The 23,393-nt window shown below is 59.9% G+C and carries 20 protein-coding genes; 11 read left to right on the top strand and 9 right to left on the bottom strand.

The features are described from left to right. Positions 1-45: 45 nt before the first annotated feature. From speF to kdpF, 7 genes are all read right to left on the bottom strand, one after another. Positions 46-2,208, bottom strand: coding sequence for an ornithine decarboxylase SpeF (gene speF / locus BM373_RS06605; RefSeq protein WP_090460641.1), 2,163 nt, complete (start codon positions 2,206-2,208; stop codon positions 46-48). Positions 2,209-2,472: 264 nt separating this feature from the next. After that, positions 2,473-3,150, bottom strand: coding sequence for a two-component system response regulator KdpE (gene kdpE / locus BM373_RS06600; RefSeq protein ID WP_090460640.1), 678 nt, complete (start codon positions 3,148-3,150; stop codon positions 2,473-2,475). Continuing rightward, the gene (gene kdpD / locus BM373_RS06595) at positions 3,147-5,834 is read right to left on the bottom strand and encodes a two-component system sensor histidine kinase KdpD (protein ID WP_090460639.1); all 2,688 of its coding nucleotides are present in this window, start codon (positions 5,832-5,834) and stop codon (positions 3,147-3,149) included. Before kdpD ends, kdpE begins: the two co-directional genes overlap by 4 nt. Next, positions 5,835-6,413: a potassium-transporting ATPase subunit KdpC gene (gene kdpC, locus BM373_RS06590; RefSeq protein WP_090460638.1), complete on the bottom strand. Its 579-nt coding sequence runs from the start codon at positions 6,411-6,413 to the stop codon at positions 5,835-5,837. It lies immediately after the preceding gene. 13 nt (positions 6,414-6,426) lie between these two features. Further along, positions 6,427-8,475, bottom strand: a complete 2,049-nt coding sequence (gene kdpB, locus BM373_RS06585) for a potassium-transporting ATPase subunit KdpB (protein ID WP_090460637.1) — start codon at positions 8,473-8,475, stop codon at positions 6,427-6,429. 10 nt (positions 8,476-8,485) lie between these two features. Next, positions 8,486-10,165, bottom strand: a complete 1,680-nt coding sequence (kdpA, locus tag BM373_RS06580) for a potassium-transporting ATPase subunit KdpA (protein ID WP_090460636.1) — start codon at positions 10,163-10,165, stop codon at positions 8,486-8,488. Further along, positions 10,165-10,254 (bottom strand): K(+)-transporting ATPase subunit F, encoded by a 90-nt coding sequence (kdpF, locus tag BM373_RS06575; RefSeq protein WP_042392117.1) that lies wholly within the window; start codon positions 10,252-10,254, stop codon positions 10,165-10,167. Before kdpF ends, kdpA begins: the two co-directional genes overlap by 1 nt. Positions 10,255-10,560: 306 nt before the next feature. Between kdpF and BM373_RS06570 the strand changes: the two genes are divergently transcribed. The 11 genes from BM373_RS06570 to nei all read left to right on the top strand — a co-directional run bounded on the left by BM373_RS06570 (position 10,561) and on the right by nei (position 19,782). Further along, complete coding sequence (locus tag BM373_RS06570; protein ID WP_090460635.1) at positions 10,561-10,767, top strand: YbfA family protein; 207 nt, start codon at positions 10,561-10,563, stop codon at positions 10,765-10,767. A gap of 308 nt (positions 10,768-11,075) precedes the next feature. Beyond that, complete coding sequence (locus BM373_RS06565) at positions 11,076-12,032, top strand: YbgA family protein (protein WP_090460634.1); 957 nt, start codon at positions 11,076-11,078, stop codon at positions 12,030-12,032. A 12-nt stretch (positions 12,033-12,044) separates the two neighbouring features. Further along, complete coding sequence (gene phrB / locus BM373_RS06560) at positions 12,045-13,463, top strand: deoxyribodipyrimidine photo-lyase (protein ID WP_090460633.1); 1,419 nt, start codon at positions 12,045-12,047, stop codon at positions 13,461-13,463. A 12-nt stretch (positions 13,464-13,475) separates the two neighbouring features. Then, positions 13,476-14,219, top strand: coding sequence for a type 2 GTP cyclohydrolase I (locus BM373_RS06555; RefSeq protein WP_090460632.1), 744 nt, complete (start codon positions 13,476-13,478; stop codon positions 14,217-14,219). 14 nt (positions 14,220-14,233) lie between these two features. Continuing rightward, positions 14,234-14,890, top strand: a complete 657-nt coding sequence (gene pxpB / locus BM373_RS06550) for a 5-oxoprolinase subunit PxpB (RefSeq protein WP_090460631.1) — start codon at positions 14,234-14,236, stop codon at positions 14,888-14,890. Then, positions 14,884-15,816 carry a 5-oxoprolinase subunit PxpC gene (gene pxpC / locus BM373_RS06545; RefSeq protein WP_090460630.1) on the top strand — a complete coding sequence of 311 codons (933 nt, stop codon included), beginning with the start codon at positions 14,884-14,886 and terminating at the stop codon, positions 15,814-15,816. The genes pxpB and pxpC overlap by 7 nt, the downstream gene beginning before the upstream one ends. Then, positions 15,806-16,540 carry a 5-oxoprolinase subunit PxpA gene (gene pxpA, locus BM373_RS06540; protein ID WP_090460629.1) on the top strand — a complete coding sequence of 245 codons (735 nt, stop codon included), beginning with the start codon at positions 15,806-15,808 and terminating at the stop codon, positions 16,538-16,540. Before pxpC ends, pxpA begins: the two co-directional genes overlap by 11 nt. Positions 16,541-16,593: 53 nt before the next feature. After that, entirely contained in the window at positions 16,594-17,316 is a 723-nt protein-coding gene (locus BM373_RS06535; protein ID WP_090460628.1) for a DUF969 domain-containing protein, read from the top strand. Continuing rightward, positions 17,316-18,323, top strand: coding sequence for a DUF979 domain-containing protein (locus BM373_RS06530; protein WP_090460627.1), 1,008 nt, complete (start codon positions 17,316-17,318; stop codon positions 18,321-18,323). The genes BM373_RS06535 and BM373_RS06530 overlap by 1 nt, the downstream gene beginning before the upstream one ends. An 8-nt stretch (positions 18,324-18,331) precedes the next feature. Further along, on the top strand, positions 18,332-18,976 hold the full coding sequence (gene pcp, locus BM373_RS06525) for a pyroglutamyl-peptidase I (RefSeq protein WP_090460626.1): 645 nt from the start codon (positions 18,332-18,334) through the stop codon (positions 18,974-18,976). Positions 18,977-18,990: 14 nt separating this feature from the next. Then, positions 18,991-19,782, top strand: coding sequence for an endonuclease VIII (gene nei, locus BM373_RS06520; RefSeq protein ID WP_090460625.1), 792 nt, complete (start codon positions 18,991-18,993; stop codon positions 19,780-19,782). A gap of 198 nt (positions 19,783-19,980) precedes the next feature. On the opposite strand, the gene BM373_RS06515 is transcribed toward nei, so the two are convergent. Further along, positions 19,981-20,958, bottom strand: coding sequence for a fimbrial protein (locus BM373_RS06515; protein WP_090460624.1), 978 nt, complete (start codon positions 20,956-20,958; stop codon positions 19,981-19,983). Positions 20,959-20,964: 6 nt separating this feature from the next. Continuing rightward, on the bottom strand, positions 20,965-23,391 hold the full coding sequence (locus BM373_RS06510; protein ID WP_090460623.1) for a fimbria/pilus outer membrane usher protein: 2,427 nt from the start codon (positions 23,389-23,391) through the stop codon (positions 20,965-20,967). Positions 23,392-23,393 lie beyond the last annotated feature (2 nt).

The following is a 23,393-nucleotide window of genomic DNA, read 5'->3' as shown; positions in this document are numbered from 1 at the left end:
GAAAATGCCCGGCGGCGCAGGCTTGCCGGGCATTTTTTTACGCAATTACCCCTGCTTAATCACATAACACCACACCTGTTTGCGTCCGTCGTGCTCCTGGATATAGACCCCCTGTAATTCCGGGGCGAAGCCCGGCAGCAGATTGATCCCCTCCTCAAGCGCGGCAAAATAGTCCAGCACCGCGCCGCCCCAGGTTTCGCCCGGCACCACGCACAGCACGCCCGGTGGATACGGTAGCGCGCCCTCGGCCGCCACCCGCCCTTCGGCATCGCGCAGTGAAACCAGCTCCACCTGTCCACGCAGATAGGCGTAATTCGCCTCTTGCGGGCTCATCACCACCTTCGGCAGATGCGCTTTACGGAACATCTCTTTTTGCAGTTGTTTGACGTTGTTACGCGCATACAGATCGTGCATCTCCTGGCACAACTGACGCAGGCTGTATCCGGCATAGCGTTGCTGATGCTGTTTATAGAGCGACGGCAGCACTTCGGCCAGCGGCGCATCGGCTTCCAGTAAGCGTTCAAAACGTGCCAGCAACGCCACCAGTTGTTGCAGCTTCGGCATATCTTCCGCAGGAGTGAGCAGGAACAGAATCGAGTTCAGATCGCATTTTTCCGGCACCACATGATTTTCACGCAGGAAGTTCGCCAGAATGGTAGCCGGAACGCCAAAACTCTCATACTCGCCGCTCTGCGGATCAATGCCCGGCGTGGTCAGCAGCAGCTTGCAGGGATCGACAAAATACTGATGCTCGGCGTAGCCCTCAAACGCATGCCAGCGCTCGCCCGGCACAAAGTGGAAGAACTGGCGGTCGCCTGCCAGCGTTTCGGTGTCCCAGCTTTCCCAGGCTTTGCCATTTACGGTGTGCGGCACAAACGGACGAATATGGCGGCACTGACTTAAGATCAGTTTGCGCGCCTCAATGCCGTTTTTGACGCACTCCATCCACATCTTTTGCCCGCTTTGCCCTTTATGCATCTGGGCGTTGATATCCAGTGCGGCAAACAGCGGATAGAACGGGCTGGTGGAGGCGTGCATCATAAAGGCGTTATTCAGCCGCTTGTGCGGCACATAGCGATCCTGGCCTTTAATATGGCTGTCTTTTTTATGGATCTGCGAGGTCTGCGAGAAACCGGCCTGCTGTTTATGCACCGATTGCGTCACCAGAATACCCGGATCGTTTTCGTTCAGTTCCAGCAGCAGCGGGGAGCAATCCGCCATCATCGGAATAAACTGCTCATAGCCGACCCATGCCGAATCAAACAGAATGTAATCGCACAGCGCGCCGATTTTATCGACAACCTGACGGGCGTTATAAATCGTGCCGTCATAGGTGCCCAACTGGATCACCGCCAGACGGAAAGGGCGTTTATCTTTTGCCCGTCCCGGTGCGACTTCAGCAATTAATTCCCGCAGGTACGCTTCATTAAAACAGTGCGCATCAATGCCGCCAATAAAGCCGTAAGGATTGCGCGTGGTTTCCAGATAAACCGGCGTTGCCCCGGCCTGTAATAACGCACCGTGGTGGTTCGATTTATGGTTATTACGATCGAAAAGCACCAGATCGCCTGGCGTCAGCAGGGCGTTAAGCACCACTTTATTTGAGGACGAAGTGCCGTTCAGCACAAAGTACGTTTTATCGGCGTTAAAGACTTTCGCGGCGTGCTGTTGCGCGGTGCAGGGCGCGCCTTCATGAATTAACAGATCGCCCATCGCCACATCGGCATTACACAGATCCGAGCGAAACAGCGCCTCGCCAAAATACTCTACAAACTGATTCCCCGCCGGGTGGCGACGGAAAAATTGCCCGCCCTGATGACCGGGGCAGTCAAACGCGCTGTTGCCCTGTTCCACGTAATCCACCAGCGCATGAAAAAACGGCGGCAGGAGCTGGCTTTCATATTTCTGGGCGGCAGTTTCAAGCTGGCGCTGGTGAAACTCCGCACTGGATTCATTGAGATCGAATATGGCGGTAATTGCCGGTAAATAAACTTCCTCAACGCACTGTTCCCCGGTGACGGTCACAAATAAAGGAATCGCAAAACCGGTGGCGTTAATACGCTCTAATACCCCATCGTTTAATTCCATGGCGTTAATAACAATGGCCGCCACATCGACAAAATCGGTGTGATCAATATTAACGAATTCACGGTCGGTGAAAAAAGGGCGTGGGCATCCATTGCCGATGGCAATTTTTAATTTTTTCATAATTCTCTCTCTTTCAGGCAATAGTCGCCCGTAGGCATGCTGCCTGTTTAAAAATAACGAAATTTAAGTGCTTCAGTGCAGCGCTATTCTAACGCCGGAAAAGGGCTTTTCTGTGAAATGGATTCAGATAAAAACAAATAATTAAATTAAAACTGAGCGGTATTATTCCATAGAATTACCTCATGGAATTATCCGGTGGAATATATTGGGTGAGGTTTTTAAATAAATCGGGAAATAATTTATCGTGCAAGTTAGCTATATTATTTACAGCATAAAGCGATAACCAATACCGGTTTCAGTTAATAAATGACGCGGACGCGCCGGGTCGTTTTCCAGTTTCTGCCGCAGGTGGCCCATATAAATGCGCAAATAGTGGCTGTGCTCGACCGCATTCGGTCCCCACACCTGGCTTAACAACTGGCGCTGGGTTAGCACTTTGCCGTGATTATTGAGCAGCACCGCCAGCAGGCGAAACTCAATCGGCGTGAGGTGGATCTCTTCAGTGCCGCGCGTGATGCGGCGTGCGGCCAGATCGACGCGGATATCAGAAAAGGTCACCACCGGATCGGCAGGGCTGTCGCTGGCGTGACGGCGCAGCGCCACCCGCAAACGCGCCTGCAATTCACCGATGCCAAAAGGCTTACTGAGATAATCATCTGCGCCTGCATCGAGGGCGGCAATTTTGTCAAACTCCTCGCTGCGGGCCGACAGCACAATCACCGGCACCTGGCTCCACTGGCGAAAATCGCGGATAAAATCAATGCCGTCACCGTCCGGCAAACCGAGATCGAGGATCACCAGATCGGGTTTACGGGTGGCGGCGTCCAGCAGCCCGCGACTGAGCGTGCCCGCGTCATATACCCGCAGGCCGTCAGCCTCCAGCGCGGTGCGTAAAAAGCGCACAATGGCCTGTTCATCTTCAATAATCAGTACGCTAATCACAATTCCTCCGGCATTTCAGCCAGTTGCGGGGGCGATTCCGGCGGTAGTGTAACACAGAAACAGGCCCCGCCTTCCGGGCGGTTGGCGGCGGCGATCGTGCCGCCGTGCACCTCAACAATCGCCTGGCAAATCGCCAGCCCCAGCCCGACGCCGGGGATGGCGGATTCTTTATGCCCGCGCGCAAACTTATCGAAAATGCGCGTCTCCTCGCCTTGCGGAATGCCGGGGCCGTTATCCCACACCGTGAGTTGTAGCTGACTGGCGTGCATTTTCACGCTGAGGCCGATTTTTGCCGCCGGGCCGCCATACTTCAGCGCATTCTCCAGCAGGTTGATCAGCACGCGTTCGAACAGCGGGCCGTCAACGTGCATGAGCAGCAGGGGATCGGGCAGATCGAGGGCGATTTGCCGCGCGCCCGGCACCGACTCCAGCATCCGCAGCGCGCTGCCGATCACTTCTTCCGCCGTGAGCCACTCTTTATTGAGATTAAATCCGCCGGACTGAATGCGCGCCATATCGAGCAAATTATTCACCAGCCGGGTGGTGTTCAGCACGTGCTGGCGAATTTCGCTGGCCTGAGGCGCGTGTTTTGATCCCTCGCTTGCCAGATCCAGCGTCAAAATTTCCGCCTGCCCAAACAGCACCGTCAGCGGCGTGCGCAAATCGTGGGAAAGCGCGGAGAGCAGGGCGTTACGCAGGCTTTCACGCTCGTGGGCGAGGCGGGATTGCTGCTCGCGGGTGGTGAGCGCCAGCCGCGCCAGCGCACTCGCCACCAGTAAGGTAAAGGTTTCCAGCAGCCGTTGCTGTTCCGGGATCATAAGCTGGCGCAGGTTCGCGGGTTCCACAATCATCAGCCCGTGGGTGGTATCGGCACTTTTTAGCGGCAAAATCAGATAGGGCACGCCGGGCAGCGTGTCGGTCCCTGCACCGGCGGGCAGGCCCTTGTTAAAACTCCACTGGGCGATGGCGTCATCCCACGGCGTCATACCCGGCGCGCGGGTCAGCGCGGCGAGTTTGCCGGAGGCATCGGGCAGCAGTAACTGGCTTTTGGCCTGGAAAGTGGAGTGGATAAACGCCTCGCTGGTCCGGGCGATATCCAGCTCGCTGCGCCCGACCGCCAGCGCTTTCGACATCTCATACAGATGGCGGGTGCGCTGCTCGCGGTAACGGGCCACCCGCGCCTGATAGCGCACGCCCGCCGTCAGATTGCCGATCAACAGCCCGACGCTTAACATCACGCCAAACGTCAGCAAATACTGCACGTCGGAAACTGCCAGCGTGCCGCGCGGGGCGATAAAAAAGAGATCAAAACTGACGACATTGATCACCGTGGCAAATGCCGACGGCCAGCGCCCGTAAAACAGCGCCACAATCACCACGCCGAGCAGATAAATCATCACCAGGTTGGCAGTATCAAACGCCACCAGCCAGTGCTGTGCAACAAGCGTGATCAGCGCGCACAGCACGGCCGCCACCAGGCAGCCCTGAAACTGCACGCGCCATTTTTCTTTCAGCGGCCTGTCGTCAGTAGTGCGCGCGGTCTCCGTTGCAGGTTTATCCTCCAGCGCGACCACCAGCAGATCGAGATCCGGCGCGCGGCGGGCGAGACGGTCAGCGAACGATCCGCTCAGCCATCCGCGCCGCCGCTCCCGGCGACCAATAATAATTTTGCCGAGGTTGTGCTCGCGGGCGTAGCGGGTAATGGCTTTATCTTCTGCCGGATCGGCAAGGGTGGCAGTTTCCGCGCCCAGTTCCTGGGCGAAACGCAGGGCGCGCAGAATGGCGCGGCGCTGTGTTTCCGGGAGTTTATGCAGGGTGGGGGTTTCGACATACACCGCGTGCCAGACGCTGTCGAGCTTCGCGGCGAGGCGGGCGGCGGTGCGCACCAGTTTTTCATTGCCGCCGCCGTGCCCGATGCACAACAAAATGCCGTCCCTGGTGTGCCAGACTTTTTCCTCGCCTTTGAGATCGCGAAAGGCGCGCATTTGCGAATCCACCCGGTCGGCGGTACGGCGCAGCGCCAGTTCGCGCAGGGCGATGAGGTTGCCCTTACGGAAAAAATGCTCAATTGCCCGCTCAGCCTGGCCGCCAATGTAGACTTTGCCTTCGTGTAACCGCTGACGCAGATCGTCCGGGGGGAGATCCACAAGCACCACTTCGTCGGCGGCGTCAAAAAACGGGTCCGGCACGGTTTCCCGCACCGGAATGCCGGTCACGCCGCTCACCACATCGTTCAGGCTTTCCAGATGCTGGACGTTAACGGTAGTGAACACGTCGATCCCGGCGTCGAGCAGTTCGGCAACGTCCTGCCAGCGTTTTGGGTGGCGCGAACCGGGCGCGTTGCTGTGCGCCAGTTCGTCCATCAGGATCAGCGCCGGACGCCGTGCCAGGGCCGCATCCAGATCGAACTCCTCCAGATGCCGCCCGCGATGGGCGATGCGCCGGGCGGGGAGCGTCTCAAGCCCCGCCAGCAGCGCCGCCGTCTCCTTGCGCCCGTGGGTTTCCACCACGCCAATTAAGGTATCCAGCCCTTGCGCCCGCAGCCGTTGCGCTTCGGTCAGCATCGCAAAGGTTTTGCCGACGCCCGCACAGGCACCAAAAAACACTTTCAGCTTGCCGCGTTGGGCCTGGGCAGTGTGCGCCAGCAGGCGATCGGGATCGGGGCGCAACGGCTCGTCTGTCATTTAGGGATGATCCTGTAGCGCATCCAGCGCGAGATTAAGCTCAACAATATTCACTCCCGGCTCGCCGGTAAAATTAATCAGCGGCGAGGCGGTGTGTTCTGCCACCAGCCGGGAGACCTCGGTGGTGGAAAGCCCGCGGGCCTGCGCCACGCGCGGGATTTGCCAGGCAGCGGCGGCAGGCGACAGCGCATTATCCAGCCCGCTGGCGGACGCCGTGACCAGTTCAACCGGGACTTCACGGCTGGCCTGCGGGTTGGCGGCGCGCAGATCGGCTACCCGCGTGCGCACAGCGTCACTCAGCGCCGGGTTACTACCCGCCAGATTACTGCCGCCGGATGCCATGGGATTATAAGGCGAATCTGAAGTCGCGGACGGTCGACCGTGAAAATATCCTGGGGCGGTAAAGTCCTGGCCGATTAACCGCGAGCCGCGCACCGCGTCTTCAATGCGGATCAGCGAGCCGTTAGCCTGGTCGTGAAACAGCGCCTGACCCAGCGCAGTGGTGAGCAGCGGATACAGCCCGCCGGTGATTAACGTTAGAAATATCAGCAATATAAAAGCAGGGCGTAACAGTGCCATCTTTAACTTCCTCTTAAACCAGAGCCAGCAGGGTTAATAGCAGATCGATAAGTTTGATGCCGACAAACGGCACCAGCAGCCCGCCTAATCCATACAGCCACAGGTTGCGGCGCAGCATGGCGGCAGCGGTCAGCGGTTTATAGCTCACGCCTTTAAGCGCCAGCGGGATCAACACCACGATGATCAGCGCGTTAAAAATTACCGCGCTTAAAATTGCCGACGCGGGGGAGTGCAGGTGCATCACGTTCAGGGCGTTAAGCTGCGGGTAGGTCGCAGCAAAGGCCGCCGGAATAATGGCGAAATACTTGGCGACGTCGTTGGCGATACTGAACGTAGTGAGCGAACCGCGCGTCATCAGCATCTGTTTGCCGATGTGCACCACTTCAATCAGCTTGGTGGGGTTGGAGTCGAGATCGACCATATTCCCCGCCTCTTTTGCCGCCTGGGTGCCGGAGTTCATCGCCACCGCCACGTCCGCCTGGGCCAGCGCCGGGGCGTCGTTGGTGCCGTCGCCGGTCATCGCCACCAGCCGTCCTTCGGCCTGGTACTGACGGATCAGCGCCAGCTTCGCTTCCGGCGTCGCTTCTGCGAGAAAATCATCCACGCCCGCTTCGGCGGCAATGGCGGCGGCGGTCAGCCGGTTATCGCCGGTGATCATCACCGTTTTAATGCCCATTTTGCGCAACTGAGCAAAACGCTCTTTAATGCCGCCTTTCACGATGTCTTTGAGGGCAATCACCCCAAGCACTTTCGCCCCTTCCGCTACCACCAGCGGCGTGCTGCCAAGGTTGGCAACGCGCTCAACAATGGCCTCGACCTCTGCCGGGAACTGGCCGCCATTGGCTTCAATATGGCGACGCAACGCATCCACCGACCCTTTGCGGATCATCCGATCCTGAATGTTGATGCCGCTCATCCGGGTTTGCGCGGTGAAGGGGACAAAGGTGGCATTGAGGCTTTGCACATCGCGTTCGCGCAGGTTAAAACGCTGCTTGGCGAGGATCACAATGCTGCGACCTTCCGGGGTTTCATCCGCCAGCGACGAGAGCTGTGCGGCATCGGCCAGCGTTTTTTCATCCACACCGTTCGCGGGCAGGAAGTCCGACGCCTGGCGGTTGCCGAGGGTGATAGTGCCGGTTTTATCCAGCAGCAGCACGTCCACATCACCCGCCGCTTCCACCGCCCGCCCGCTGGTGGCGATCACATTCGCCCCCAGCATCCGGCTCATGCCCGCCACGCCAATCGCAGACAGCAGGCCGCCAATGGTGGTCGGGATCAAACAGACGAGTAACGCCACCAGCACCGTCACGCTGACCGCCGCGCCGCCGTAAGCCGAGAACGGCCACAGGGTCGCCGTTGCCAGCAGAAACACAATGGTCAGCGCCACCAGCAGAATGGTCAGGGCGATTTCGTTCGGCGTTTTGCGTCGCTGCGCGCCTTCAACCATGGCGATCATCCGGTCGAGGAAAGTTTCACCCGGATTGACGCTGCACTGGATCACCAGCCAGTCCGACAGAATGCGCGTGCCGCCGGTGACCGAGGCGAAATCGCCGCCGGATTCACGAATAACCGGCGCGGATTCCCCGGTAATGGCGCTCTCATCCACCGACGCGCCGCCCTCAATCACTTCGCCGTCGCAGGGGATAATGTCCCCCGCCTGCACCAGCACGATATCGCCTTTGCGCAGATCGCCCGCCGGAACGCGGTCGAAGGCGGCATCGTGTTTCGGCGCATGCAGCTTGCGGGCATAGGCGGTTTTGGTCACCCCTTTCAGGCTGTTGGCCTGGGCTTTGCTGCGGCCTTCCGCCAGGGCTTCGGCGAAATTGGCGAACAGCACGGTAAACCACAGCCAGACGCTGATCGCCCCGGTAAATCCGGCGCTGCCAGGCAAAGAACCAAATGCCATCGCCAGCGTGAGCAGGGTGGTCAGCACGCTGCCCGCCCAGACGATAAACATCACCGGGTTACGCCACTGCACGCGCGGGCTTAATTTTTGCAGTGAGGCTAAAAGTGCCTGGCGAACCAGCGCAGGCTCGAACAGGGCATGTTGTTTGCGACTCATCATGTGCGCCTTAACGTAATGAAAGATGTTCTGCGACCGGGCCTAACGCCAGCGCGGGAATAAAGGTCAACGCACCCACTAACAGCACGGTGCCAATCAGCAAACCGACGAACAGCGCGCCGTGGGTCGGCAGGGTGCCGCTGCTTGCGGGCTGGCGTTTTTTCACCACCAGTGAACCGGCAATTGCCATCACCGGGATGATTACGCCGAAGCGCCCGACGAACATGCACACCGCCAGCAGGCAGTTCCAGAACGGGGTATTGGCGCTGAGGCCCGCGAAGGCGCTGCCGTTGTTGTTCGCGGCTGACGACACGGCGTACAGCACTTCGCTGAATCCGTGCGGACCGGGGTTTAACATCCCCGCGCGCCCGGCGTCGGTCATCATCGCCAGCGCGGTACCGAGCAGCACCAGCGCAGGGGTGACGAGGATCGCCAGCGCGGTCATTTTCATCTCCCGGACATCGATTTTTTTGCCGAGGTATTCCGGTGTGCGGCCAATCATCAGCCCGGCGATAAACACCGCCAGCAGCACGAACAGCAGCATCCCGTACAGCCCCGAACCGACGCCGCCGAACACCACTTCGCCAATCTGCATCAGCCACATCGGTATCATCCCGCCGAGCGCGGTGAAGGAGTCATGCATGGCGTTGACCGCGCCGCACGAAGCCGCCGTCGTCACCACCGAAAACAGGCTGCTCGCCAGAATGCCGAAGCGACTCTCTTTACCTTCCATATTCAGCGTGCTGTCTGCGCCGAGCAGGGTGAACTGGACGTTACCGCTCACTTCGGCCCACATCACAAGGCTCACGCACACGATAAAGATGATCGACATCGCCCAGAGGATGGTGTGTCCCTGACGGCGATCGCTCACGGCCTCACCAAAGGCAAACACCAGCGCGGTGGGAATAAGGAAAATCGCCAGCATCTGCACAAAGTTGGTCAGGGCGGTGGGGTTTTCGAACGGATGCGACGAGTTGGCGTTAAAGAAGCCGCCGCCGTTAGTGCCGAGCATTTTAATCGCTTCCTGCGAGGCGACCGGGCCCATCGGCAACAGGTTTTTCACCCCTTCAAGGGACGTGAACGGCTGGTACGGCGAGAGGTTTTGCAGCACGCCCTGCTGGATGAAAAACAGCGCCAGCAGCAGGGAGAGGGGGAGCAGCACCCACAGCGTAATGCGCGTCAAATCCACCCACGCGTTGCCGAGCGTATTGAGGCTGTGCTGAGCAAAGGCGCGGATCAGCGCGCAAATCACCGCAATACCAGTGGCGGCAGAGAGGAAGTTTTGCACCGTCAGCCCGACCATCTGGCTGAAATAGCTCATCGTGCTTTCACCGCCATAGGACTGCCAGTTGGTGTTAGTGACAAAACTGACGGCGGTATTCAGCGCCATGTGCCAGGAGAGCCCCGGCAACTGCTGCGGGTTGAACGGCAGGATGCCCTGAATCATTAATATGATGAATAAAACGGCCAGCCCGAACAGGTTCAGGTACAACAGCGCCAGCAAATACTGCCGCCAGTTCATCGCCTGAGTTTCTATTCCCAGTCCGCGCCAGATAAGGCGCTCGACGCCGCCTACCACGGGCAAGGGTGCGCCCGTAATCAGTTTTGCCAGCAGTGCGCCAGTGGGCCGCGCCAGCGCCAGCAGCACCAGCATAAAAGATGCAATCAGTAAAAAAGCCTGGGCCGCCATCAGAAGGCCTCCGCGTTGATCAGGGCATAAACCAGATAGCCCAACAACAGGAAAACCAGTACCACACCGGTTATTACGCCTGCACTCACACTCCACCTCCAGGTGTCATTTTGATATGCAGTGAAGGTAGATTTTCAGGCGCAAAGATTTTGCAAAAATCAGGAGGGCGGGCGTAAAAAAAGTATAAAAATGCTAAATCCCTAATTTAACTGGTGGTTAGTATTTATTTAACCGTTTTGTAACTTAATTACGCGGGAAGTGTAAATATTCACTAAATGAATAGAAAATAGTGGTCGGATGAGTAGTAAAATTACAAACAAAACGGTATTATTTTGACCAGTTAACAAATTCATATTTCCGGCGAATATTGCCAGCCAATCTAAAAGGGGGAGCTTATGTCTTTATATACAGATTTTCCTGCACATGTGGTCCTTGCCCGCCGTGCATTTGCTATTGTTGTCGGCATTGTTGCCCTGCCAGTGATGTTGTTCTGGAAAGATCGGGCACGTTTTTACAGCTATCTGCACCGCGTCTGGGCGAAGACCAGCGATAAGCCGGTGTGGATGGATCAGGCCGAAAAAGCGACCTGCGATTTCTACTAAAAAAACAAAGCACGCACAGCAAGAAGTGAAAAAGCCGCCAAATCTGATTTGGCGGCTTTTTTTTACCCTCACCCCGGCCCTCTCCCTGAGGGAGAGGGGGAAACCAGACCCTCACCCTAACCCTCTTCCTGAGGGAGAGAGGGAAACCAGACCCTCACCCCGACCCTCTCCCTGAGGGAGAGGGGGGATTGGCACGGTGCCCGCTTTTCTCCCTCTCCCCAGGGGAGAGGGCCGGGGTGAGGGGTCTTCCCATCGCTATTTACCCCTCCCGCAGGCTACACTTATCCCGAAGATGATAAGGAGTCGCTATGAGTGAGAAAATCCCGGTTGGTATCAGTGCCTGTCTGTTGGGGGAACAAGTCCGTTTTGACGGGGGGCATAAGCGGCTGACTTTTGCCGTTGAGGAGCTCTCACCGTGGGTGCGTTTTGAACCCGTTTGCCCGGAAATGGCCATTGGATTACCCGTTCCGCGTCCCGCATTGCGACTGGTGAAAACGGAAGTAGGGGACACTGCGCTGCGCTTTAGCAACCAGAGCGAAGGCGATCTGACCGAGGACATGACCGCGTTCTCGCATAAGCGCATCGCCGCTTTCGAACACCTGTGTGGCTACATCGTTTGCGCCAAATCGCCCAGTTGCGGCATGGAGCGCGTGCGGATCTACGACGAAGGCAGCAACAACAACCGCAAAGCCGGGCGCGGGATATACACCGAAATACTGATGCAAACCTACCCCTGGCTGCCGGTCGAGGAAGACGGACGGCTGCACGATCCGCTGATCCGTGAGAACTTCGTCGAGCGTATCTACGCCCTGCATGAACTTAACGGCGTGCGCGAGCGCGGTCTGACGCGCGGCGAACTGATCGCTTACCACAGCCGCTACAAACTCCTGCTGCTGGCACATTCACAGCCTAAATACCGCGAACTGGGCCGCTTTGTCGCCGCCATCCATGAATGGGAATCCCTTGAGGAGTGGTTTGTTGAATACCGCCTGCGTCTGATGGATCTCCTCTCCCACCAGGCGACGCGGCGCAATCACACCAACGTCCTGATGCACGTGCAGGGCTATTTCCGCAAACAGCTTAACGCCCGTCAGCGCGAAGAACTCGCCTCGCTGATCGACCGTTACCGCCAGGGAAATCAGCCGTTGCTTGCGCCCGTAACATTACTGAAACATTATATGGCTGAATACCCGGACGCTTATTTATCCGGGCAACGCTATTTTGATCCGTGGCCGGAAACCCTGCGTCTGCGCTACGGGCATTAATTCAGGAGAGTTATGACCACGCATCTGGTCTGGTTTCGCGCCGATTTACGCGTGAACGATAATCTTGCGCTCGCGGCGGCCTGCCGCGACCGTCACGCCACGGTTTTAGCACTTTATATTGCCACGCCAGCGCAGTGGGCATCCCATCAAATGGCTCCGCGCCAGGCCGCTTACATCGCCGCCCATCTCAACGGGCTGCAACGGTCACTGGCGCAGCTCGGCATCCCGTTAATTTTCAAAGAAGTGGACGATTTTGCCGCCAGCGTTGAGGCGGTAAAAGAGGTCTGCGCCGCTCATCAGGTGAGCCATCTTTTTTACAACTATCAGTATGAAATCAACGAGCGCCAGCGCGATCGCGCGGTGGAAAACGCGCTGCCGGACGTGGCGTTCCAGGGCTTTGACGACAGCGTGATGCTCGCCCCCGGCAGCATCATGACCGGCAATCAGCAGATGTATAAAGTCTTTACGCCCTATAAAAACGCCTATTTGCGCCGTCTGCGTGAGGATCTGCCTGAGTGCGTAACCGCGCCCGCCGTTCGGGAGAGCGGGGCGCTGACCGATTCGCCTGCCACCATTACTTTCAATTATCCGCAGCAGGATTTTGATGCTGAGTTATTCCCCGCCGATGAAAAAGCGGCCATTGCGCGGCTGCGGGCGTTCTGTCAGCAGCAGGCGGGTGAATATGAGGAAAAGCGTGATTTCCCGGCCATTGATGGCACCAGCCGTTTATCCGGATGTCTTGCCATCGGTGCGCTGTCGCCGCGCCAGTGCCTGCATCGCCTGCTCAGAGAGCAACCTGATGCGCTGAACGGCGGCGCGGGGGCGGTATGGCTTAACGAGCTGATCTGGCGCGAGTTTTACCGTCACCTGATGACGTATCACCCGGAACTTTGTAAGCATCGCCCGTTTATTTCCTGGACGGAACGCGTGCAGTGGCAGGATAACGCCGCGCATATGCAGGCCTGGCAGCAGGGCAATACCGGCTACCCTATTGTGGATGCGGCGATGCGCCAGCTTAACGCAACCGGCTGGATGCATAACCGCCTGCGGATGATCACCGCCAGTTTTCTGGTGAAGGACTTACTTATCGACTGGCGCGCCGGAGAACGTTATTTTATTTCTCAGTTGATTGACGGCGATCTGGCGGCCAACAACGGCGGCTGGCAGTGGGCCGCCTCAACGGGCAACGATGCTGCGCCGTACTTTCGCATTTTTAACCCCACCACCCAGGGGGAAAAGTTTGACCACACGGGTGAGTTTATCCGCCGCTGGCTGCCGGAACTGGCCAGCGTGCCGGTGAAATCCCTGCACGAACCCTGGACCTGGGCCGACAAGCGGGGCGAAAAACTGGACTATCCACGCCCGGTTGTCGATCACAAACAGGCACGCGCCGCCACGCTGGCGGCGTACGAAGCCGCCCGACAAGCGTAGAAGAGAGTGATGATGAAAAATACCGAACTGGAAAGCCTGATTAACGAAAAACTCAACAGCGCGGCCTTCAAAGACTACGGCCCGAACGGATTGCAGGTTGAGGGGCGCGATACGGTTAAAAAGATTATCACCGGCGTCACCGCAAGCCAGGCGCTGCTCGATGAAGCCGTGCGCCAGCAGGCCGATGCGGTCATCGTACACCACGGCTATTTCTGGAAAAACGAATCGCCGGTCATCAAAGGCATGAAGCGTAATCGCTTAAAAACCCTGCTGGCGAACGACATTAACCTCTACGGCTGGCACTTGCCGCTCGACGCGCACCCGGAACTGGGCAACAACGTGCAACTGGCAAAACTGCTCGGCATCACGGTGATGGGCGAAGTGGAAGAGCTGGTGCCGTGGGGCGAACTGGCGATCCCGGTGCCGGGTTTAGAGCTGGCGTCGTGGATTGAAGCACGCCTGGGCCGCCGCCCGCTGTGGTGCGGCGATACCGGACCGGATGTGGTGAAACGCGTGGCCTGGTGCACCGGTGGCGGTCAGGGCTTTATTGATAACGCCGCCCGTTTTGGCGTTGATGCCTTTATTACCGGCGAAGTCTCCGAGCAAACCATTCACTCCGCCCGCGAGCAGGGGCTGCATTTTTACTCGGCGGGCCACCACGCCACCGAGCGCGGCGGCATTCGCGCCCTGAGCGAGTGGCTCACTGAAAATACCGATCTTGATGTGACCTTTATTGATATTCCAAATCCAGCCTGATGCGAGGGAAGAAAGTGCAGAGAGCGCGTTGTTATCTGTTAGGCGAAACGGCGGTGGTACTGGAGCTTGAACCGCCGGTCACGCTGGCAAGCCAGAAGCGAATCTGGCGGCTGGCCCAGCGAGTGGTGGACGTGCCTGACGTCGTGGAAGTCATTCCGGGTATGAATAATGTCACCGTCGTCCTGCGCGATCCGCAGGCCAAAGCGCTGGACGCCATTGAGCGACTCCAGCGCTGGTGGGAGGAGAGCGATGCGCTGGAGCCGGACGCCCGCTCAATTACGATCCCGGTGGTCTATGGTAAAGAGGCCGGGCCGGATCTGGGCGTGGTCGCCAGCCACTGCGGGCTGAGCGAAAAGCAGGTCGTTGAGCTGCATTCATCGGTGGATTACGTGGTGTGGTTCCTCGGCTTCCAGCCGGGGTTCCCTTATTTCGGCGGGCTGCCGGAACAACTGGTGACGCCGCGTCGCGCCGAACCGCGCCTGATGGTGCCTGCCGGATCGGTGGGCATCGGTGGCGCGCAGACCGGGGTGTACCCGCTGGCGACGCCGGGCGGCTGGCAGTTAATTGGCCGCACCGATCTGGCCCTGTTCGATCCGAAAAACGCCGACCCGGTGCTGTTGCGGCCGGGTGACACGGTACGCTTCGTGCCGCAAAAGGAGGGCGTATGCTAAAGATTATTCGCGCGGGGATGCACACCTCGGTGCAGGGGGGCAAACGCGTTGGGTTGCGCCAGTCCGGGATCAGCTACTGCGGCGCGCTCGATGCGCCCGCGCTTGAGATCGCCAACGCGCTGGTGGGCAATGCCGCCGACGCTGCCGCGCTGGAAATCACCCTCGGCCAGTGTGAATTTGAATTTGACCAGGACGGCTGGTTCGCCCTGACCGGGGCCGGATGCGACGCGCAGCTTGACGGGAAAGCGGTCTGGACCGGCTGGCGTCACGCGGTTAGCGCCGGACAGCGGCTGGTGCTCAAGCGCCCGCTGCACGGGATGCGCAGCTATCTGGCGGTGGCGGGCGGCTTCGACGTGCCGATCGTCATGGGTTCGCGCAGCACCGATATCAAAGTCGGCATCGGTGGGTTTGAAGGGCGCTTGTTAAAAGATGGCGATAACTTACCGATCTGCGCCGCCACCCGCTCTTTTAGCGGCCCGCAGGGGGTGAAACAACTGCTGTGGGGCAACCGGATCCGCGCACTGCCGGGGCCGGAATACCAGTCCTTTGAGCGCGCTTCGCAGGAATCTTTCTGGCGTTTACCGTGGCAGCTTAACCCACAGAGTAACCGTATGGGCTACCGTTTACAGGGGCCGCAACTGACGCGCAAAGAAAACCGCGAGATGCTGTCGCACGGTTTACTGCCGGGCGTGATCCAGGTCCCGCATAACGGTCAGCCGATTGTGCTGATGAATGACGCGCAGACGACGGGCGGTTATCCGCGCATCGCCTGCATTATTGAAGCGGATATGTACCATCTGGCGCAAATCCGCTTAGGCGATCCGGTGCACTTTGTTCAGTGCACGCTGGAAGAGGCGCTGAAAGCGCGACGCGAGCAGCGGCTATTCCTGGATCAACTGAGCAGAGGGCTACGTGATGAACATTGATTTAAACGCCGATCTTGGCGAAGGCTTCGGCAGCGATGCTGAACTGCTGAAACTGGTTTCTTCTGCCAACATCGCCTGCGGTTTTCACGCCGGCGACGCGCTGACCATGCACGCCTGTATCTCTGAGGCGCTAAAAAATGGCGTGGCGGTTGGCGCACACCCGAGCTTCCTCGATCGGGAAAACTTTGGCCGCACGGCGATGTACCTGCCGCCGGAGACGATCTACGCGCAAATGCTGTATCAAATTGGTGCGATTGCGGCGATGACCCAGGCGCTGGGCGGAAAGATGCAGCACGTCAAACCGCACGGGATGCTCTACAACCAGGCGGCGAAAGATCCGGTGCTGGCGGATGCTATCGCCCGCGCGGTGCATGATTTTGATCCTGAACTGATGCTGGTTGGCCTTGCCGGAAGCGATCTGATCCGCGCCGGGCAGCATTACGGGCTCACCACCCGTGAAGAGGTCTTTGCCGACCGGGGCTATCAGAACGACGGTAGCCTGGTGCCGCGTACCCAGCCTGGCGCATTAATTGCAGACGAAGAAGAGGCGCTGGCGCAAACGCTGGAGATGGTGATTGCCGGGCGGGTGAAAAGCGTCCATGGCAACTGGGTGAGCGTGAACGCGCAGACCGTCTGCCTGCACGGAGACGGAGAACACGCGCTGGCGTTTGCCCACCGTCTACGGGCCTCGTTTGAAGAGAGACATATCGCCGTAACTGCATGAAATAAGTACATTAAATTATAAGACCGTAAACACAACACCGATGGGAAGAGACAATGGAACAGGCGATTTCACTGTGGCCACTGATGGGTATAGCCGTCATTGTGGCCGGATTTTTACTGCGGTTTAACCCGGTGCTGGTGGTGATTGCCGCCGGGATCGTCACCGGGCTGGCGGCGCACATGCCGATCGTGACGATCCTCGAAAAGCTCGGCGAAGGGTTCCTTAACACCCGCAACCTGCCGTTTATTCTGCTGATCCCGCTGGCGGTAATCGGCCTGCTTGAGCGTCATGGCCTGAAGGAGCGGGCGCAGGCGTGGATCGCCAAAATCCACAGCGCCACCGCCGGACGACTGCTGATCGTCTATCTGTTTGTCCGTGAAGCCACCGCCGCGCTGGGATTAACCAGCCTCGGCGGGCATCCGCAGATGGTGCGCCCGTTGCTGGCACCGATGGCGGAAGGGGCCGCCGAGAAAAACTACGGCGAACTGCCGGGCGCGGTGCGTTATCGCCTGCGCGCGATGTCGGCGGCGACCGATAACGTCGGGCTGTTCTTTGGGGAAGATATCTTCGTCGCCTTTGGTGCGATCATCTTTATGCATAACTTTATGCTGGAATCCGGCGGCATTCAGACCGAGCCGCTGCACATTGCGCTGTGGGGCATTCCAACCGCGCTGTGCGCCTTTGTGATCCACGGCTGTCGCCTGTGGCGTCTGGATCGCCACCTTGACCGCGAGCTGAACAAAATCAACGTGGCTGCGGCAAAAGGGGGCAAATAATGAACTTCCAGCAAAGCTATCTCTACTGGCTGGCAGGCCTGGTGTTAATCGTCGTCGCCATCATGTCCTGGCGCGATAAAGCCAACCCGCGCCGCCTGACTACCGGCCTGTTCTGGGGCGTGTACGGCGTGCTGTTTTTACTCGGCGACTGGACGTACGCGCTGTTTGCCGACGCGGTGGACGGCAAGCGCACGGTCAATATCGCCGTCGGTGGCGCAGTGGTCCTGCTGGCGCTGATCGCGGGCTTTGGCGGCGTGCGTCTGGGCAGTTACTCGCAGCGCACCCCGGAACAACGCCAGGAGAGCGCGACCCGCTTAGGCAACCGCCTGTTCTTACCGGCGCTGGCGATCCCGGTGGTTACCGTGATTGGCGTGCTGCTGTTCAATAACGTACCGGGGATGCAAACCGCGCTGTTCGGGCCGGGCAACCATTCCACGCTGGTGACGCTGTTTTCGATGACCGTCGGCACGCTGATTGGCCTGGCGATGGCGGTCAAAATGACCCATGAGAAAATCCACCAGCCGTTGCAGGAGGCGCGTCGCCTGCTCGATTCCATTGGCTGGGCGTTTATTCTGCCGCAGATCCTCGCCACCCTCGGCCTGTTGTTTACCGCCGCAGGCGTCGGCAGCGGCATTTCGTATCTGACCCAGGAGTACCTGGCGGTGGACAGCCGCTTCATCGCTTCACTGGTCTATGCCGTCGGCATGGCGCTGTTAACCATGGTGATGGGCAACGCCTTTGCCGCATTCCCGATTGTCACAGCCGGGATCGGCATTCCGATTCTGGTGATGCAGCACGGCGGCAACCCGGCGGTGATGGCAGCGATCGGCATGTTCTCCGGCTACTGCGGCACGCTGATGACCCCGATGGCGGCGAACTTCAACATCGTTCCTGCGGCGCTGCTGGAGTTGCCGGATAAAAACGCGGTGATTAAAGCGCAGGTGCCGACCGGCGTGCTGCTGCTGATCACCAACGTATTCCTGCTCTATTTCCTGATGTTCCTGTAGGAGGATCGATGCGCACGATTTTAGTTACCGGTTTTGAGCCGTTCGGCGGCGAAAGCGTCAATCCCTCCTGGGAGGTGGTCAAACGCCTCGATAACGCCATTATTGACGACTGCCGCGTGGTGGCGCACGAGTTGCCCTGCGTGTTTGGCGAGTCGCTCACCGTGCTTAACGCCGCCATTGACGCCCTGCACCCGGTGCTGGTGCTGGCGGTAGGACAGGCGGGAGGGCGGAGCGACATTACCGTAGAGCGCGTGGCGATTAACGTCGATGACGCGCGGATTCCCGATAACAGCGGCCAGCAGCCGGTAGATGCGCCGGTTATCGAAGGCGGCCCGGCGGCGTGGTTCAGTACGCTGCCGGTGAAAGCGATGGTCGCTGCTATCCGCGAGGCGGGCATTCCGGCGTCGGTGTCGCAAACCGCAGGCACCTTTGTCTGCAACCACGTCATGTACGGCCTGCTCAATAAACTGGGTCGCGCCACCGACGTGAAGGGCGGCTTTATTCACATTCCGTATCTGCCGGAGCAGGCAGCGGCGCACCCCGGCGCACCGAGCATGGCGGCGGACACCGTCCTGCACGCGCTGGAAACCGCCATCGTCACCGCGCTGCGGGTGGACAATGACATCCGGGTGACGGGTGGCGCAACCCACTAAACAGGGAGGTTTTGATGCCTGAAGGCCCGGAAATCCGCCGCGCGGCGGATAGCCTGGAAGCGGCCATCGCCAACAAAATGCTAACCGACGTCTGGTTTGCTTTTGACGCCCTGAAGCCGTGGGCGGCGGGGCTGGTCGGTCAGCACGTCACGCAGATGGAGACGCGCGGCAAAGCGCTGCTGACCCATTTTTCCGGCGGCATGACGCTCTACAGCCACAATCAGCTTTACGGCGTCTGGCGGATAGTGGAGGCGGATGAAACGCCGCAAACCACCCGCGTGCTGCGCGTGCGTTTGCAGACGGCGGAGAAAGCGATCCTGCTTTACAGCGCGTCCGACATTGAACTGCTGACGCCGGAACAGCTCGCCGTACATCCGTTTTTGCAGCGCGTCGGCCCGGACGTGCTGGATATGCGGCTTACTGCTGCGGATGTGAAAGCGCGGCTGTGTTCAAAAGCCTTCTGCCGCCGCCAGTTTTCCGGCTTGCTGCTCGACCAGGCGTTTCTGGCGGGGCTGGGGAATTACCTGCGCGTGGAGATCCTCTGGCACACCGGGCTTGCGCCGTCGCATAAAGCGGTGGATCTGAGCGACGAGCAGCTTGATGCACTGGCAGACACGCTGCTGGCGATCCCGCGGTTGTCGTATCAGACGCGCGGGAAGGTGGATGACAGGAAACACCACGGGGCGCTGTTCCGGTTTCAGGTATTTCACCGCGCGGGCAAGAAATGCGAACGCTGCGGCGGGGTGATTGAGAAAACCACGCTGTCGTCGAGGCCGTTTTACTGGTGTCCGGGGTGTCAGCTTTAGGTTCACCCTCACCCCGACCCTCTCCCTGAGGGAGAGGGGGATTTGGAGCACCCTCACCCCGACCCTCTCCCTGAGGGAGAGGGGATTTGGAGCACCCTCACCCTAACCCTCTCCCTGAGGGAGAGGGAACAGATCGAGCGCGGACTGGCCTTTCTCCCTCTCCCTCAGGGAGAGGGCCGGGGTGAGGGTCAAAACGCCTCACTCATACACCACCGTAAAAGTCGCTGTCGCATTGGCGGGGCCGGGACCGGGCGTTGCGCTGGTCAGATAATAGCGCGCAAAAAAGGGCAGGGTGACCAGCCCTTCGTGGGCGGCGGGGATGACGGTCTGCATCGTATTCAGCGGGACGGGCTGCATCTGCGGCGTCACCAGTTGAACCCCCACGCCGTCTGCGCGGGTTGCGCCGTCGGTGAGCGCCAGGACGCCGGGCGTGAGCGACGGATCTTCCGTCCCGTTCAGCGAGAGCGACACCTTCGCGCCTTCCTCGCAGTTCAAATCAATAGTAAACGGCACGGCGGGCGTCACGCCGCCTTTGGCGCGGCTGCTGAAATGTTGCAGCGGATGTTGTCCGAGCTTCACGTCGAGATTACGCGTGTTCACATCGCAGCCGGTAATGTGCTCCTTAATGCTGGCCTGATAAGAGACATACGGGCTGGTGCCGCCGATCCCCGATTTTCGGTACACCATCAGGCCATACCGGGCCTGGTTGGGATTGAGTGTGCCTCCGCGAACTCTTGTGTCTGTTTTAATCAGCGACAAGGTTAAGGAAAACTGAAAGGCTTCGGCATCATTTAAGCTGGTGAGTGGCGTTGCCCGGCTGTCGCATTGCTGAAAATGCCCGCGCACCCGCATTCCTGCACTGTTGGTCAGGGTGATGCCCACGCCTCTGATGCCGGTGGCATAGACGCCGGGCATCGTGGATATCTCCGCCCCCAGGCCATAAAAACAGGCGGTAATCACATCGCCCGGCTTCTCCTGGCCGTCGCTGTCACACTGGCCGTTAAAGCTGAACGTATGCTCCGAACCGGGGATCACGCTGCCGACCGGCAGGGCGGTGGTCACTTCCAGCATGCCAAAATCCCAGGTCTGCGGCGTGGGTGGGGTGGACGAGCAGGCGGCCTGCGCACCGGACGCCAGCAGGAGCAGCGCGGCGCTAAAAAGCATTCTGATTAACATGATTGTTCACTGACAGAGCGCGGTGAGCTGCACCACGCGGTTATTCTCTGCAACCGGGAGGGCAAAGGGCGCGATGCACTCGCCTTGCTCCCAGGTTACGCGTAATTGTCCCTTCGCGGGCAGGCCGCTTAAGTACACCTGACTTTGTTCATCCACCATGCCGCTGATGTCCGGGCGGCCAGCAAGCGTTGCCAGCGCGCCAAAGGGCACCGTGCTGCCGGAGGTGCGCAGCGTCGCCAGCATCCGTCCCCCCGTGTGGGTGTCAAACGTCGCCAGCACCACCGATCCGGCTGACGGCACCACCGACGTCACGCTGCTGGTGAGATCGACATTGCTGGCAAGGGTGGTGGTGTCCAGCGCCACCTGCCCGGCCTGATAGGGGCTGAGATAGCGCACCAGCGCATAGCCGTTGCGGTCGGTATAAAGGCCCGTGCTGTTGGCGACTTTAACGCCCGCCGCGCCGGGGGCTTTTACCAGCGCCAGCGCCGACATCTCGCCCGGCAGCGGCTGGCCCGCGGTGATGCCATCGGCGTGCGCGAGCAGCGAACCCTGCAGGCTGTAGTTCACCTGGCGGTTATCCCGCGAATAGTTGTAGCCGCCGCCCAGTTGCCCGGCGCTGTTCAGCCAGGTTGCGTTGAGGTTGCCGCTCCTGCCCTGACCATCGGCGCTGTTGCCTTCGGTCAGGCTGTAGGAAAGGTTGTTATCGCTAAGCAGACTGCCGCTGATCCCCGCCTGGTACTGTGCGCCGCTGGTGCTCATCGTCGCCCAGGCGTCGGGCAGGAACGGCGCAAGCGGAATGCTGACGGAGAGCGCCAGTTGCCGGTCATCGCCGCTCTCCTGCGAACGGCTGTCGCTGAGGGTCAGGGCGTAACTAATGTCATGCAGGCTCAGGTTATAACTCAGGCTCCACGTGCGCTCATCGTTGCTGGCGTTCCGGTAGCGCGACTGATATCCGGCCAGCGACAGGTTTCCCGCCTGGCCGTCGTTCAGGCTTTGCGTCAGGCTCATCCGCACCTGGCTTTTCTTCGCCGTCGGCGCGTCGGCGTCCGTCTCGCGATCGTCGGTGAAGCTGTAAAAATCGCCTCCGTAGAGGCTCGCCCCGGCGCTAAAGGTGGTGCCGGTGGTCGCCAGGGTTTTGGCGTATTGCAGCCGGAACTGCTGCCCCTGCGCTGTCTGCGCGTGCGCCCAGGTGGCATCGAAGGAGACGGATCCGGGCGCGCCGAGCATCGCGCCGACGCCGAGATCCAGCGCCTGATACAGTGCGCTCGTCTGGCTGCCGCCGAAAATCGTCATCCCGTGCGGCAGACCGTAAATCAGGGTGCCCTGCGCCAGCGTCGGCGCGTCTAAGGTCTGGCCGTGGTATTTCCCGGCGCTGAAGGCGTATTTCAGGCGCTTTTCCCGCTGCATCACCGGCACTGCGGAAAACGGCTGGCTGAAGGTGCGCGACTCACCGTTGCTTTCGGCAATCGTCACCGCCAGATCGCCGGAGGCGGAGGTGGGATAGAGATCGTCGATCACAAACGCGCCGGGCGGCACTGAGGTCTGATAAATCAGGTTTCCGTGCTGGCGCACGGTGACGGTAGCGCTGGTGCGGGCGATGCCGCGAATCGTCGGCGCATAGCCGCGCAAACTTTCCGGCAGCATGGTGTCATCGGAAGCAAGCTGCACCCCGCGCAGCGGCACGCTGTCGAACACTTCGGACGGCGTGCTGCTGTCGCCCGCGATAAACTGCCCGCGCAGCGCGCGCACGTCATGCTGCACGTAGCTGTAGCTGGTGGAGAAATCCCTGCCTGCCGTGGTGTCACTCAGGGTGCTGGCGTTGCGCAAGCGCCAGCCGCCGAGGTTGGCTCCGCTGCGCAACGCCAGAAAGTGATTGTCCTCCGTTCCGCCGCGCGTGTAGCGGGTGCGGGTGCCGCTCATGGCGTAATTGAGCAGCAGGGCGGGGATGCCATCGTCCCACAAGGCCGGATCGACCGATCCTCTGGCAGCGAAATCGATCAGCGCCTGCGGGATGGTGATGCACAGGCGCTGGCGGGCAAAATCAAACGTCGGGATCACCCCCGGCAGATCCTGCTGCGGTTCGGTGAGGATCTCCGTCGCGGCGCGATCGTGCAGGCCGGGAATGAGCGCGGTGTTGAGGCCCAGCGCCTGCCATTTTTCCACGCTGAACTGCGGCTGGAGCGCACCGCTCTGGCTGCGGGCAAAGCGCACGTCTTCATGCCCGCGCAGCGTGCCGTTGATTTCAATGTCCACGCGATAGACGCCCGCCGCCTGGCTGTCCGGCTGGCTGAAGGCGGATAAATCGACCCCGGTGTCCTGCGGGTTGTCGATCTCCAGCGCCGCCGCGTTAAACCGATCGGCGGCCCGGCTGCTGTCATGGGCGAGCAGCAGGGCGATCATCAGCCCCGCTGCGGCGTAAGGGTATCCGGACATGG

It is taken from the genome of Enterobacter sp. kpr-6 (genome assembly GCF_900116015.1).
Classification (GTDB): domain Bacteria; phylum Pseudomonadota; class Gammaproteobacteria; order Enterobacterales; family Enterobacteriaceae; genus Enterobacter_D.
Note: the sequence above shows the minus strand (reverse complement) of the source record. Positions and strands in the feature narration are given on the sequence as shown.

Coding starts and splice junctions, on each gene's coding strand:
- kdpC (WP_090460638.1), bottom strand. CDS start 6,413: ATGGCACTGTTACGCCCTGCTTTTATATTGCTGATATTTCTAACGTTA.
- kdpB (WP_090460637.1), bottom strand. CDS start 8,475: ATGAGTCGCAAACAACATGCCCTGTTCGAGCCTGCGCTGGTTCGCCAG.
- speF (WP_090460641.1), bottom strand. CDS start 2,208: ATGAAAAAATTAAAAATTGCCATCGGCAATGGATGCCCACGCCCTTTT.
- BM373_RS06565 (WP_090460634.1), top strand. CDS start 11,076: ATGAGTGAGAAAATCCCGGTTGGTATCAGTGCCTGTCTGTTGGGGGAA.
- phrB (WP_090460633.1), top strand. CDS start 12,045: ATGACCACGCATCTGGTCTGGTTTCGCGCCGATTTACGCGTGAACGAT.
- BM373_RS06555 (WP_090460632.1), top strand. CDS start 13,476: ATGAAAAATACCGAACTGGAAAGCCTGATTAACGAAAAACTCAACAGC.
- BM373_RS06510 (WP_090460623.1), bottom strand. CDS start 23,391: ATGTCCGGATACCCTTACGCCGCAGCGGGGCTGATGATCGCCCTGCTG.
- pcp (WP_090460626.1), top strand. CDS start 18,332: ATGCGCACGATTTTAGTTACCGGTTTTGAGCCGTTCGGCGGCGAAAGC.
- pxpC (WP_090460630.1), top strand. CDS start 14,884: ATGCTAAAGATTATTCGCGCGGGGATGCACACCTCGGTGCAGGGGGGC.
- nei (WP_090460625.1), top strand. CDS start 18,991: ATGCCTGAAGGCCCGGAAATCCGCCGCGCGGCGGATAGCCTGGAAGCG.
- BM373_RS06570 (WP_090460635.1), top strand. CDS start 10,561: ATGTCTTTATATACAGATTTTCCTGCACATGTGGTCCTTGCCCGCCGT.
- kdpD (WP_090460639.1), bottom strand. CDS start 5,834: ATGACAGACGAGCCGTTGCGCCCCGATCCCGATCGCCTGCTGGCGCAC.
- kdpA (WP_090460636.1), bottom strand. CDS start 10,165: ATGGCGGCCCAGGCTTTTTTACTGATTGCATCTTTTATGCTGGTGCTG.
- pxpA (WP_090460629.1), top strand. CDS start 15,806: ATGAACATTGATTTAAACGCCGATCTTGGCGAAGGCTTCGGCAGCGAT.
- BM373_RS06515 (WP_090460624.1), bottom strand. CDS start 20,958: ATGTTAATCAGAATGCTTTTTAGCGCCGCGCTGCTCCTGCTGGCGTCC.
- BM373_RS06535 (WP_090460628.1), top strand. CDS start 16,594: ATGGAACAGGCGATTTCACTGTGGCCACTGATGGGTATAGCCGTCATT.
- BM373_RS06530 (WP_090460627.1), top strand. CDS start 17,316: ATGAACTTCCAGCAAAGCTATCTCTACTGGCTGGCAGGCCTGGTGTTA.